The sequence below is a fragment of the Pseudomonadota bacterium genome (assembly GCA_022572885.1).
In the GTDB taxonomy this organism is placed as follows: Bacteria; Pseudomonadota; Gammaproteobacteria; order Steroidobacterales; family MnTg04; genus MnTg04.
Map to the genome: position 1 here is coordinate 55,229 of JACZVC010000016.1, position 13,879 is coordinate 69,107.

A 13,879-nucleotide genomic window follows, 5' to 3' on the forward strand; every position below is an offset into this window, starting at 1 on the left:
TTGACTGCTATTAGCGCAAGCCGGTAGCGCTTTGTTTTAACCCTCGTTTCAGCCAGTCTTTCAGCGAATCCTGGTCGAGCTTGATGCGGAACTTGAGGTACGGCCCCTGCGCCGTGTAACGGGCTTCGGTGAAATCTGCGTCGTGGAAACCGATGATGTTGTAGCCGATGCTGAGCCAGGCGTTCTTCATCACCATGTGACCGATATCCGCGCCGAGGCCATATTTCACGACCTTCGACTTCCATGTATGCAGGACACTGGCATGCAGGCCCCAGTCCCATTGCGGGTCAATGTCCCGGCGCATGCCGATGCCAAGCAGATCGGTAAAGCCGGTGTAACCGGTATCCGAATAATTACTGCGCACGTATTTTGCGGCGTACTGGAACGAGAACTGGACATCCAATGCCGGCTTCCAGTTGGCATTGAAATTGTTGACGACTTTCCAGCTACGCTGGTCGATGCTGCCCAGGTGCTGTTCCTCGTAAATCAGATCGAGCCGGTCAAATATGATCCAGCGGCTCAAGTCGGGCCGGTAAGCCCAGTTCAGCCGCAGATCACTGGTCGTCGTGCGCCCGCCGGCGGTCGGTTTGTCGCTGAACAAATGCAGACCGACCGAGAAACCATGACCCGCGATTTCTTCCCGGTACAAGCCGCCGAGAATGCCGAACCGTTCGCCGCTGTCGGCGTTACGATATTCAACCCGTCCGGTCGCCGACCAGACTTCCGCCCGGTAGGTCGCGCCGGCCCAGGTCGCGACGAAGTCGTCATTGCTGCCGGAAGCCAGCGGGAAATCGCTTTGCAGCGGCTGCACGCTCGCGCCGGCGATGGTGTTGGCATGGTCAACGCCGAAATCCAGCAACAGCTTTTCGGTCAGTTGCACGCCCTGGGTCAGTCCCAGCGTCGCGAAAGTGCGCGGCCCGTACTCGCTCGACTGCTGGTTGAGCGTGCTGCTGAATTCAGCCTGGTTCCACGGCTTGGCCCTGATCCCGACGCGCGTCATGTCGGTTTCGATATCCGCACCTTTGGTAGTCTCATATTCGGTGAACACCGTGATGCTGTCGCGCAGCTTGAAATCGACGCCCAGCGTCTTGCGCTGCGGGAAATCGGCATTGGCGTCGTTATCAGAGAGGACGATTTCGGTCGAGCCGCGCAAGGTCACCCGCCGGTCCAGCACATCGATCGACCCGCCCAGGTAAAGCTGCTGCGAGTCCTGGGTGTTGCCGAGGGCGTCCTTGTCGGACGCGTCGATAAAGCCAATCGTCGCGCTCCGGTTGCTTTGCCGATAAGTCAGTTCGGTCAGAATCGCGTCCCGGGTAACGCCGGACTGCAGGTTTTTCTGGCGGAACACATCGGCGGTCAGATCGAGATGCTCGTTGAGCTTGTAACGGCCGTCGAAACCGGTTTTCCGGGTGCCGCTTTCGCTGGCAAGCTGATGGCCCAGGCCGAATCCACTTTCCTGTTGGCGGAAATACGCGCGACCGGTAAGACCTGCGCTCTGGTGGCTCAACTCAGCCAGGTAAGCGTCGCCACCGACATCGATACCCGCACGGGTTCCATCGCTGCGCGCGACCTCCAGCTTCAGTTGGGTCGCTTCACCCATCTGCCAGCGCAGATCGACGGCGCCGAGGTCGCCTTCGTTACCACTGTCGCCCTGGTGAATATAACTGGCGCCGATTTCGATCAGGCCATCCGCCGAGCGCAGTGATGCGCGCCCACCGCCGCTGGTGTCTGTACCATTTGCGTTGCGGCTTTCGTACTCGACGATGATGAATAACGGGTTAAAGAGTTCGTCTCGGCTCGGTACCGGTTTCTTGAAGTAGACCGTACCCGCCAGGTAGTCGATGTTGTAATCGAGATAGCGGGTCAGCGTTTTCGTGCTGATGATCTGTTCGCTGCGGAAACGATCGCGCACCACCAGCCTGATTTGTTCGCTGTTGAGCACGATGTCTGCCGCGCTGAGCCGGTACAGGCCCGAGGTCCCGTTACCCTGGATCTCGTCTTTGACAAAAATCTGATCGGTCCGCGCGGCAAACGCGCTGTAGGCGAGCGTGCGCCCGCGATACTCGGAGCGAACACCATTGAGACGGCGGTTGTAACGCGCCAGCTCGGTGACCGTCAGAGCGGTTTCGTAATCGCCGAACAAGGCATAGAACTGGTTTCTTTCCAGCTTGAGGTAGAGTTTTTCCTGGCTGGATGCTTCGTAGCCTTGCTCGGTGCTATCGCCGTACAGGGTATAGAACTGCCGCGGGTCGATGGTGCCGAACAATTTCCGGCGGGCTTCGTCTTTATCTTTTGCCGTGTCATAAGCCATCGTCAGCAGGTATTCACCCTTGATGCGGCCCTTGGCAAAGAATGCGATGCGGCCATCCTCATAGAAATCGTCTTCAATCCCGCTCAGGTCAGCGAGTTGTGCGTTGTCCTTGATGTCGTTGTAGCCCAGCGTGGTTTCGGCAAGACCGACCAGGATCCAGTCACGGATTTCCGGTTTGAGCCAGACGCGGATCTCTTGTTCGCGCTGGTCGGCGAATTTGAAATGCAACACCGCCTCACCGGAAACCGTCGTCGGCTCCAGTTCGATTAGCGCGACACCATCGTCGCCAACCGTGTAAACCGGCTCCCGCTCGCCGATGGCAACCAGCGGGTTTTCTTTGAGCGATTCCACTTCCCACCATGACCGGCGCGGCGGATTGACATAGAAATTTCCGATCGTGCGCGGTCGCGCGGGCTCGCCCCAGCGATCGTACATCTGTATGGCAATAACCGGGCGGGTCCGGCCATCGGCGATCAGCACCGATGCCTCGACCCGAACCTCGGCCCGCTGCGGCCCACCGGCGTAATGGATCTTGCGAGTCAGGCGTTTGACCTCATTGCCATTCTTATCACGGAACACAGCATCGAGTTCATTGCTGCCGTCGATCAGGTTGATACCGCGCCAACGACTCAGGCTCACCGATTTGCTTGCCGTCGTCCGCGTGCCTTCAAAACTCAGAGCACTGATTTGCAAGCCGTTGACGAACAGTTCGACGGTCTGCTGCGGGTCGTGTTTGACCGCAACCTTGAGGCTGGGGATCGGCGGCCGGTAGCCATCCTTCGGCCAGACCCAGCCGATGCCCGGCGCCAAGCTGTCAAGCAGTGCCGGGTCGTCGTATAGCGCATCGGGATCGGGCAACGACTCCTGCTTCCGCTGCTCGCCAGTCAGATACTCTTCGCGCGACGACCGCTGGACGGTGTCCACAGCCAGGATACCGCTGCTGGCCTGGGTCACCTGCGCTTTTTCCGGGCTCAGCATTCTTTCACCCCAGACATGCAATTCGACCCGCCGGTTAACGCGTCTGTCCTCTGCGGTTCTTTCCACGACCAACGGCTGATCGGCGCCTTTGCCTTCGACGCTGATCTGATCCGGGGAAAGGCCCAGCTGGGCCGCAATGTAATCCGCGACGCTTCTCGCCCTCGCTTCTGAAAGCGCGTAATTGTCAGCGAACAAAAAACGGCTGCGCGCGGCAATTCTTGTATTGTCCGTGTGGCCAACGGAGCGCAGGTGGAGATTGGTCAAACCCTCCCAGTCGGCTACGACAATGTCGAGTTCAGCCTCGTCCTGCTCGCTCAAGATCGTTTCCAGTGTCGGAAAATGCGGAGTAAATATATAGTCAAACCGGTCCACTGAGGCTGGCGACAGTTGCAACCGGTTTTCTGCAACCGGCGTGCGTAATTTCTTTTCGAGCGGCGAGTCAAAATTGATCAACGCCTTGCTGATCAGTTCACCATCCAACTCGGGTCCGATCGCGGCGCGGAAACGGATCTCCTGCTGCCAGTCCTTGCCGTCGGGCAATGGGAAATTGAGCATGCGACCACTTTGCGCGTAATCGCTGACCGGCTGGCCGTCTATGCGGGCGGTCCCGGACACATAAGTGAGGCCTTCGGGCAACAGCACTATCACCCGGACATTGGTCACCGGCACATCGGTGACAGTCGCGCTCAGCCGGTAATCGACCTGGCGTTTTTGCGATAGCAATCGGCTGTCCATGCTGACGCTGACCTGTCCTTTCGCCGGTTCGAGTTCGCGCAGATAAAAATCGGCGCGCCACAACGAGCCTGGCTGCAACTCGACGAACTGCGTCGATTTGCTGCCGGCGAATCGAGTGTTGTCCTCACAGGCAATCAGTTCGACGTATGGCGGTATCGTGACGGTGTCAACCTGCACGACATGCGTGCCGGGTTTCAGTCCTTCGAAGTGGTAACGGCCATTCTCATCGGTGACCACGTAACGCCCGTCTTCCAGGTATATACGCACACCGCCGATGCCGGTTTCCTCATCACCGGAATCGTTCTTGCAACTTCCAAGCAGGACTCGGCCGGCCAGTAAACTCTCACTGCCAAGCAGATCTTCGGCGATGTTCACGACCGCGGTGGCGGCATTGGACAGCAGGCCACCGTTGGTAGACGCCTGTGCCTGGTTGATCGCCTTGCCAAGTGGGGCCCCGGCCGCGACTTCGACGACATAGGCGATAGCGACGCTGCCAGCCGCCGGCAGCACGCCGATATCGATGGTCATCTGGCGTCCATCGGGACCGATCAGCGGGTCGGCGGCGGCGATGCCATCGATGGTCAGCGAGCCCGCCTGGTATTTGAAACCGACCGGCAGCTGATCGGTGATCACGGTGCCCGTCAGGTTCCCAAGCGCCGAGGTATTTTCCAGCACCAACTGGTACTGCACAAAATCACCGATCGCGGCAACGCCGTTGCCGGTGGTTTTCTGCAGGAACAGCTCGGTGCTTAGCAGGTCCAGTGGCAGATCCACTGCGAAGCCTGGCTCCGGCCCGCTGGCGAGCACGTTGCCAAACGAACCCGGACCCAGCGCGTACGGTGCGCCCGGCAGTAATTGCAATTCGGCGATCGTCCGTGTCGAGGGCGCGACAAACCCCGCCGACGGTATCACCTGAATCCGGTAATTCCCCGGCGGCACGACCGGGAAGCGGTATTCACCGCTGGCGAAATTGTAACTGGTGCCGCCGCTGTCGGTGACGGTACCGCCTGAAAGAACAGTCGACGGAAAAATACTGATGCCATCGTCGCCAAACACTTGTGCTGGCAAGCCGCTGGCATCGTCCAGCAGCGTAATGCTGGCGCCGTCGATCGGCTGGCCGAGCTGCGAATCAAACACGCGACTGTATGGATCGACCCTGACGTTGTCGCCAGACTGGTCGCTGGCGTCCGCCGGATCGACATAGTCGGCAGAGACCTGGCCGCCGGCCGATAACTGGAGCACACAATCTCCCGGCACTGGATTTCCGGACGCGCTCTGCAGATAACCCGCGAATACACCGCTGTCCACCGCGGTTTCGGTCAGCAGAATCTCTTCATTGTCACCAGCCGGAGAACCCTGCAAGATCACGCTCACCGTTTCCCGCACCAACGGGTCCAGGTTTTGATCCGCATCGGCGACCCGCACAAACACCGCTTCGCCGACGTGATACGAAAGACTGTCCACGACGGTTTGCGGCTGGTTCGGGTCGATGCTGATGCCACCGGTCAGCAACGGATCCGGCAACGCAACGAAGCCGGTACCCGATAAGTTACAAGACGCCGGCCCGATCGCCTCCACGAGCCCCGGGGCGCCAGGCAGCACCCGTGTCAGGTCGAGAATACTGGCGGTCCTGGGCACTACGGTGACAATTTCAACCAGATTGCTGATCACTGTTTCCGGCAGACCAGATGGAGCCTGATAATCGAGGGTTGCGAGGTTCGGAATAATCGTTCCGGGCGGGGTCTGAGCCACCGCCGGCAACGCCGAAAGCAGTCCCAATAAAAGCAAAAAAGCCCGGACCGGGCGAATTAGAGACGACGATTTTTTCGTCGGTTTCTGATCAGGTGGCGGTCTCCTCCCGGAACCTGAGCCCCGGTCTGAACGCAAGCCGGGGCCGCCGACCGAACCACCGGAATTTCCGGTGGTTCGGCCGCGTCCCCGTAACGAGTATGCGCCCAAGAAGATCAAGAGGAGAATTCCCGGGCTACTGTATCGTGACCCGGAAGCTCACCGTGGCGACATCGGCCGGGTTCAGCGTGACAGCGTTGACTGTCACGATGTTCGCGGCGAATACGCCCTGATCAGCATCAGCCTCTTCCGTCAGATCGGTAACGACTGCGTTGATATCGAGCTGGATATCAAACACATTGCCAACACCGTACTGATTGGACGTGAACGCAATCCTGCCGGCGCCGATTTCAACCGACAAATCATCGGCAATCGTGACAGTGGTCGCTTGCGCGGTGCCGGTATTCGTCACCGTGATCGTGTATTCGACGATCGCGCCGGGAACGGCCAATGGATTGGTCGTGCCGTTGAACGGATCCGAGATTACAGTGGACGCTTTGACAATCGTCAGCACCGCCGCCTGCACCAGGAATGCATCCCGGTCGGAAGCCTGACCATCCACAGCACCGTCATCGGTCGAGGTGACCGCGGGGAAGTCGTCGGCAAACACCACATCGACCGATCCGGGCGTATCCGCACCGACAGTCTCCGCCGTCAGCGCATCCAGTACCCCCGAGGTCGAATCATGCGTCGTCGCCTGCAGCGAAACACCGATCACCGCGCCATTGACGGCGCCAACGGGAATATCCGCAACCACCCAGACGGTGCGCGTTTCATCGGCAGCCATCGCGTTGAGGAAGGTCACGACCACGTCAGCACCATCGAATGTGTTGCTGCCATCGTCCAGGTATATGGTGATGGTGGTTGCGTCACTGGTTGCGCTGTCGCTGTCGGTCAGCGCTGCGCTGAACGGCACGGAAGCACCGTCACCCAGGTTGACCGCTGCCAGGGCATAGTCTTGCTCCGTATTGCCTTCGTTGGTCACCGTAAACCCCAGTATCTGCGGGTCGACAAAACCGGCGACCAGCTGGCCGGGAACGACCACTGCCGCGCTGTCGCTGATTTCGGCAACCAGCACGTCGACCATGTTGTCCACGACAAAAACCGCGGGCGCGCTGGTGACCGGCGTTTGCGCGACGCCGCCACTGGAAAAGTTGACCGTGGCGTCGTTGGAGATCGACGTCCCCGAAGGCGTACCGACCGCGAAGGTCGTCTGGGCAAACATCAGACCCAGCAGACCGACAAGCACGCCAAGGCGCGTTATCTTTGCTTGAGTTTTCATTTCTTTCTCCTCGTTTCATAACCCTTGCGGGCGCATACAGGTATAAAAACCGGCGCACGAATACCTGCACTCCGTGCACCATCCCCCGTTCAAAAATGAAATTTTCTAAATCTTTCTTGTTATTTTTTAGCTACCGCCAGCACCGGCTTCTTGCCGGCAGCGGCGGTTAGCTTGTTGTTCACTGCAGCCGCGTGCGAAAACGGGCAAAACCCTGCGCACCCGGTTGTAGTTCGTTCCTCAGTATCCAGCGTATATCCGTATAGTCGGATGCCTGCGCCGGCCGCTGGCTGCCATCTGGCGCAGTCACCACCAGTTCTTCGGGCGTACCCCAGCTCTGTCCGCCATCGATCGAAAAACTGATATCGGCGCCGGGTCCGAAAGCGGTCCCATCCACGTATTCCATGTGCCGCGGCACCGGGTTGGTAATCACGACGCTTTCCGCCGGCTCGCTGCCGGTATTGGAAAAACTGACGGTGTAGATGACGATATCGCCAGGTACGACCTTGCTGGCCGGCTCAAGACGGGTAACCGTTTCACCATTGGCGTCGGTCTCGATGATTTCCACATCGGCCGAAGTCTGGATCTGAATAACCCCGGTTTCCTGTGGCGTCGCGACGAATGACATCAGAAACAGCGCCAGCAAGCCGAGCGAGCGAGCGATAATTTTGTTGTTGAAAGTTTTCATGGTTTATCCCCTTAGTTGATGACCACGGTAAATGCGATGGTTTGCGGTCCATCCGCCGAATCCAGATCGCCCAGCGACACGGTTACTGCGCCACCGACAAACGCGCCGGCATCGGCATCCGGTGCATCGGTCAGCGGACCGCCGTTCAATGTCAAAGAACCTGCCTGGTAGGTGGTAAAAGGCGGAATCGGATCAGTGAAAGTCGCGTTGATTGCCGTGCCCGAACCACTCGCGGTCACCACAATCTGGTAGGTGATCTGTGCGCCCGGTATTGGCTCGGTCCCGCCAAACGGATCGACAACCGATGCTGACTTGACGATTGACAGCGAAACGTTGCTGACGATGTAGGTGCCGGTATCGGCATCATCGCCGCCATTGGCACCGACCACCGCATCGGTACCCAGATCGCCCTGGCCACCAAAAACATCGCCCGGGGCGCCGGTTCCGGTCAGGGAAGTCGCGGTCAGCTCGCTAAAACCCTGGTTGCCGTCGACCAGCCCGAGCGGGATATCGTTGACCAGCAGAATATTGACCGAGGCGTCCGGCGCCAGTTGCGGGTCATTGACCCCGGCATTGTACGGGGTGTCGCCGGCGGACAGGTCGCCGCTGCCATCGCTGTCAAAAAAGATCGATGGCGCCGCCGGGACCGGATCGAAATCATCGCCAGGCAAGGCGCTGTCGATAGCCAGGGTGAAATCCTCGGTGCCGTTACCGGTGTTGGTCACGGTAAACAGCAACGAGCGATTGGCGTCGCCCGGCGTCACCGGGACGATCGGGCTCTGCAACAGGACGTTGACATCGAGGATCTCGGCCACGGTGACCACCAGGATGTTCGAGCTCTGCGACACCGGCGTGCCGGCGATCAGGTAATCGACCTGGGCGGAATTCGCGATATCCGTACCCGCAGTGGTACCCACTGCGTATACGGGTTGCGAACCGATCAGGGCTCCCAGCAAAAGCAAAAACATCGGTGTCCGTCTCATTATTGGCTCCTTACGCCGCCTTGCACTTGCCATCTGTTTATGGACGCGGGTACAAGCTGCAAAAACCCCCGCGAATTGAGTGTGTTACCGGAGCGAATATAGGTTAATCCGCGAAGTAACATAATGGTTTGGTGCTTATTTTCCCGAATTATTTGACAGTTATTTCTGAAATTGTGAACGGCGTCACAAGCATTCGCGTCATGCCAAACACTGGCGACACTGGAAAAAAAGAATCGGGGGCAAAACGGCCTTGTGCCAAAGCGGGGAAGAAAGCCCGGGCCAACAAAAAAACAGCCGGTGCGCCCCGGAAACCGGCTACTACAAAAGCGAAAAAAACCCGAACTAAGCGGAAAACCAGCGGCCAGGCCGCGCCGGCCTCCGTGTATGCCCTGGATCAGGTGCCGAACCGCGCCAACACGGAAGAGGTGCCGCACCTGTGAACAAGTACTCGGTGCCAATCCGCTCATCGGTTTTGACGGTCGTGAAGTCCTTGGCGCCATCGGTGGCTTGTTCCGGATACTCTCAGTCAGAGCGGACTTCGTCATCCGCGAACAATACTGCTACCCATAGCGTCTCGGTCAGGCAGATACCTGGCTAAATCTGATCTTTAAGCATCCCTTACCAAGACTTTGATCGTTCCGTCCGCGGAGCGTGTAGCCGATCGACACTGTCTTTCCCTGCATGTCGGGCCCCACCGCCAGCCGCAAGTCGCTTTCAAAAGCCTGCTCCGGGCTGTCAGGGGGGAGCAAGCCGAGCGAGCTGCGCACCAGTATTTTGTCATCGCGGCGCTGTACCTCCGGGTAGCCTGGCTTTTCGACCTCATGCCGAGAGCGTTTGTCATCCGGGCTGATATACAGGCGATCGGCCACATCCAAATCCGGAATTCGCGGAAAAGCGAGTACAATGCTCACATCCTTGATGCCCTTTGCACCCTTGTTGCAAACTGTCAGATTCAGTTTCACTGCTCGTTCTTCGAAAAAGTAGTAGTTATCGGCGTCGGCAAACTTTTTTTCGGGCTCTTCGTATACGCCAATCAACGTATCCATGCCACGCGCATCGAATTCGGCATCAGGACCATATTCACGTACGTGCGTCATTCGCATAATTTTTGTGTTTAGCGTACCGAAACTATCTTTAATCGCCTTTTTGAAATCCAAGCTCTTCTTAACTTTCCGTTTTTCCCCGGCAGATGGCGGATTAGAGGTGTCAGGCACGGGCGACTCGAACAACGCACAGTCCGGCCGGCCATTGAAACCCACCATAATCGTGGGTTGATTGGCCGCCTCGTGCGCGCTGATCTGAGCGAGCTCAGTGCAATCGACGGCGCGAAGTTGCCGGCCCTCTCGGATCCAGGACTGACCGCGCGAAAGCTTTTCGGAGAAATCCTGCCTGACGACATACGGCCCGTCATCGCAACCGTCAATTTCCAGAGCGCCAACGAGCTTGTTGTTAATCCTGTCGTAGATGAATGCCAGGTGGAGAACCGGTTCGATCAGTGCCGATGACAGCCGATGGGCTTTCTTCAGATCGGTCATGACGCTGTCAGCGATACCGACGATACGGCTGCCAGCCATGGCTCCCGCATTGATCCCAAACAGGATATACCGGGGGCCATCGACATCGGCGTTGGCCAGGCCGATGACCTCCTTGACCAACTCCTCCTGATCCTGCTCCCGGAAAGGATCGCAAACGAGCAGGTTTGCGGAGGTTAGTGATCGTTCTAGCAATTGCTTCAGGAGCATGACATTGACCGGAAATCGCACTTACCGATAACTCTAGATGCTACGCCTTACATGATTCTGCGATGGCAGTCTCAGTTTCCTGATCTGATCCGTTCGGGTATCCAGCCTTTTTTGCCACTTGGGCTTCTACCGGCGTGGACCTGTCTGGCATTCCAGATGTTTCCTTAACTTCATAAAATATTCCGATGATGTGAACCGGATCACACTGTCGGTCGGACCTTCCTCTCGAACCGGCATGCCGTTCACATCCAAAACGCCACTAACTCTCTAATATTTCGAAAGTGATCGTGTCTGGCGAGAGTTGATCCAGGCCTGAAATCCGCGATACTGAGGGAACGACACTGCCACGAATTAGCAATGAGTCGATAGGTGACCCTTTTTCGTATACGTTATTGGGATGGCAATAAATAGCTTGAATACCATGATGGTGACTACTGCGAAAGCCAAAAACGCGAGCCCGAACAGCGGCAGTCGCTGCAGGTCCGGTCGCGATGCCGGCTGGCTGCGGCTAGGTAGCGCATGGGCGCTACTAGCTGCCCTCTTCGTTTTCGTGCTTGTCCCCGGGACCTCGGCGGCGGACGTACTGACGTTCCAGCAGGGCGACGGTAAAGGGGCTCCTTCCGATACGGATGATGCCGAGATCAGAGAGACCTCGACGGTTTTTACTAAAAGAGTCATTGCGTCAACGGATGATGCTGAACAGCAAACAACAAGTACTTTTGGGATGAATTTGACAAGTTTAGATTTAGAATTACATGACAGAGGCGGAACGAATGACGGATATGTGGGAATGCGCTGGACCAATGTCACCATCCCACAAGGCGCAACGATTGACAGCGCCAAGATTCAATTTCATGTGGATGAGATTGTTGCTGACTCAAGCGTAGCTTTAACAGTAACTTTTAGAGGCGAAGACGTTGACGATGCCGCAACCTTCACAACCACTGCCTCCAACCTTAGTGATAGAACAGAAACAACCGCATCGGTTGATTGGGCTATTCCTACATGGGTAACTGTTAACGATGAAGGAGCCGCTCAATTATCTGCTGAACTGAAAACCATTGTTCAGGAAATAGTCGATAGAGGCGGCTGGAACTCCGGGCAGGCTTTGGTCATCATGATTAAGGCATGGCCCAATAATTCAGGACAAAGACACGCAGAATCCTTCGATGGTGAATCCGCCGCTGCGGCTGAATTACAAATTACCTACACAGAAAACCTCGGCACCGCTACGTCCTTGAATGTTGACGGTAGCCCCCATCAACACGTCGTGATGAAGTTTCCGAATATCTTCGGTGGCGGCGCCAACCAGATACCGCTGGGCTCGACCATCAACAGTGCCACATTGACCTTGCAGGTGACGAACACCACCGGTGTCGATCCGAGCGTCTACCAACTCATTGAAAGCTGGGTGGAATCACAGGTCATCTGGGCCGACCGCAGCACCGGCGTGAGCTGGACCAATCCGGGGGCTGATGGCACCGGCTCACACAAGGCCACAGCGGAGGGCGTCTTCCCGATGGGTTCGACGGGGTTCCAGAGCCTGGCCGTGACAACTAGCGTGCAGAACTGGTCGGACGGCGAGGCCAATGAGGGCTGGGTCTTCACCGATAACTCGACCGACGATGCGGACGTCGATTCCAGTGAGAACCTGACCGCCGCCAACCGCCCGCAGCTCTCGGTAACCTATACGCCCCCCCCTTGTCCCGGGGGTGTTGTGACCACCACGGCCGATTCCGGGGCAAGCTCTCTGCGCGAATGTATCAATTTTGCCAATATCAACCCGGGCACGACTATTCAGTTCAATATTCCCGGTCCGGGAAATCGCAGCGCCGGCGCCGATACCTGGTGGGGAATCTCACCGGTCACGCCGCTTCCGACTATCACGGCTGCCGGTACCGTCATCGACGGAACCACGCAGACCACGAACCAGGGCGATACCAACAGCCGTGGACCGGAAATCGAATTGGATGGCTTATCGGCGGGCATTGCCGCGAATGGCCTTGTCATCGGCGCCACGGCTGCCGGTTCAACGATCCGTGGCCTCGTCGTTCAGAACTTCTCATACAACGGCATCCTGCTGCTCGGCGGCAGCAATCTCATCGCCGGCAACTATCTGGGCATAAGTGCCGATGGCACGACTGTCGCTGCCAATAACCCGGCCGCTGTTTCGTATCGGGGCGGGATCCGGGTCGAGTCTTCCTCCAACACGATCGGCGGTACGACGGCGGCCGACCGGAACGTCATCTCCGGCAATGGTTTTGCGGGAATTGAACTCTTTGGTGCCGGCGCCACCGCTAACGTGGTGTATGGAAATTACATCGGCGTCGATGCTACCGGCACGCTCGACCGCGGCAACACCCAGGAGGGCATCGACCTTGAACTCTCGAGCAGCAACATCATCGGCGGTCCCGGGGCAGGCCAAAGAAACATCATTTCCGGCAACGACAGTGACGGCATAGAGATCGATGGCGGTGACTCAAATGTCGTTCAGGGCAACTATATCGGTACCGACTTCACCGGCACTGTCATCATCAGCAACGGCCGTGACGGCATCGACATCAACGAGAACGGCGTCGATGGCGCAACCGGCACTCTGATTGGCGGCACTGGAGCCAACGAGGGCAATCTGATACGCGGAAATGGCATCTACGGTATCCAGGTCCGCGGTGCGCCGGTCATCAACAACTCGATACTCGGCAATCAAATTTACGGAAATGTCCAGCTGGGCATCGATCTCAATAATGATGGCATCACGGTAAACGATGCGTTTGATGCTGATAGCGGCCCCAACGATTTATTGAATTTCCCGGTGATCACCTCGGCGACGGCGAGTGCGGGCACGGTCTCGGTTGACTTCGACCTGGATGTGCCCGCTGGCGATTACCGCATCGAGTTTTTCACCAACCCCTCCGGCGCGGATCCGTCTGGCAATGGCGAGGGGGAAGCATTTGCATCCTCAGTGAACATCACGCACACCGGCTCTGGTGTGGAGAGTTTCAGCCACAGCTTTGCGGGTTCCGCGGGGGATATTCTAACCGCGAACACAACGCTGTGTACGACTGGCATTTGCTCGGGCTTTCTGTCTACCTCGGAGTTTTCGACGGCCTTTACGGTAACCCCCCCTGTAACGTTTTCCGCTCGATGGCCGTTGGATGAAATCTCCGGCGTCATTGCAGCTGATGTGGACGCCGGCAATGACGGAACCTATCGGAACGGGGTTCTGTTGAATCAGACAGCAGCCTGTACGGACACGGGCAACGCGGTGTATTTCGATGGCGTGGACGACTTCGTCGAGGTACCTCACTCACCGGA

At 57.8% G+C, this 13,879-nt stretch carries 7 protein-coding genes; 2 read left to right on the forward strand and 5 right to left on the reverse strand.

What is annotated here, in order from left to right; translation table 11 throughout:
* Window positions 1-10: 10 nt before the first annotated feature.
* The 4 genes from IIA05_07675 to IIA05_07690 form a co-directional block, all read right to left on the reverse strand.
* Window positions 11-5,776, reverse strand: a complete 5,766-nt coding sequence (locus IIA05_07675) for an OmpA family protein (protein ID MCH9026980.1) — start codon at window positions 5,774-5,776, stop codon at window positions 11-13.
* 232 nt (window positions 5,777-6,008) lie between these two features.
* Window positions 6,009-7,154 (reverse strand): DUF11 domain-containing protein, encoded by a 1,146-nt coding sequence (locus IIA05_07680; GenBank protein ID MCH9026981.1) that lies wholly within the window; start codon window positions 7,152-7,154, stop codon window positions 6,009-6,011.
* Window positions 7,155-7,332: 178 nt separating this feature from the next.
* Window positions 7,333-7,839, reverse strand: coding sequence for a DUF11 domain-containing protein (locus tag IIA05_07685; protein MCH9026982.1), 507 nt, complete (start codon window positions 7,837-7,839; stop codon window positions 7,333-7,335).
* Window positions 7,840-7,850: 11 nt separating this feature from the next.
* Complete coding sequence (locus tag IIA05_07690; GenBank protein MCH9026983.1) at window positions 7,851-8,822, reverse strand: hypothetical protein; 972 nt, start codon at window positions 8,820-8,822, stop codon at window positions 7,851-7,853.
* Window positions 8,823-8,950: 128 nt separating this feature from the next.
* On the opposite strand from IIA05_07690, the gene IIA05_07695 reads away from it, so the two are divergent.
* The gene (locus IIA05_07695; protein MCH9026984.1) at window positions 8,951-9,262 is read left to right on the forward strand and encodes a hypothetical protein; all 312 of its coding nucleotides are present in this window, start codon (window positions 8,951-8,953) and stop codon (window positions 9,260-9,262) included.
* A 138-nt stretch (window positions 9,263-9,400) separates the two neighbouring features.
* Here the strand turns inward: IIA05_07695 and IIA05_07700 are convergent, their stop codons facing one another.
* Window positions 9,401-10,585 carry a hypothetical protein gene (locus IIA05_07700; protein MCH9026985.1) on the reverse strand — a complete coding sequence of 395 codons (1,185 nt, stop codon included), beginning with the start codon at window positions 10,583-10,585 and terminating at the stop codon, window positions 9,401-9,403.
* Window positions 10,586-10,961: 376 nt separating this feature from the next.
* Here IIA05_07700 and IIA05_07705 point away from each other — a divergent pair.
* The coding region (locus IIA05_07705) for a DNRLRE domain-containing protein (GenBank protein MCH9026986.1) at window positions 10,962-13,879 on the forward strand (2,918 nt) is incomplete at its 3' end.

What these genes read in the sequence shown, in the direction of transcription:
- IIA05_07680 (MCH9026981.1), bottom strand. Translation starts at nt 7,154, where the DNA reads ATGAAAACTCAAGCAAAGATAACGCGCCTTGGCGTGCTTGTCGGTCTG.
- IIA05_07685 (MCH9026982.1), bottom strand. Translation starts at nt 7,839, where the DNA reads ATGAAAACTTTCAACAACAAAATTATCGCTCGCTCGCTCGGCTTGCTG.
- IIA05_07690 (MCH9026983.1), bottom strand. Translation starts at nt 8,822, where the DNA reads ATGAGACGGACACCGATGTTTTTGCTTTTGCTGGGAGCCCTGATCGGT.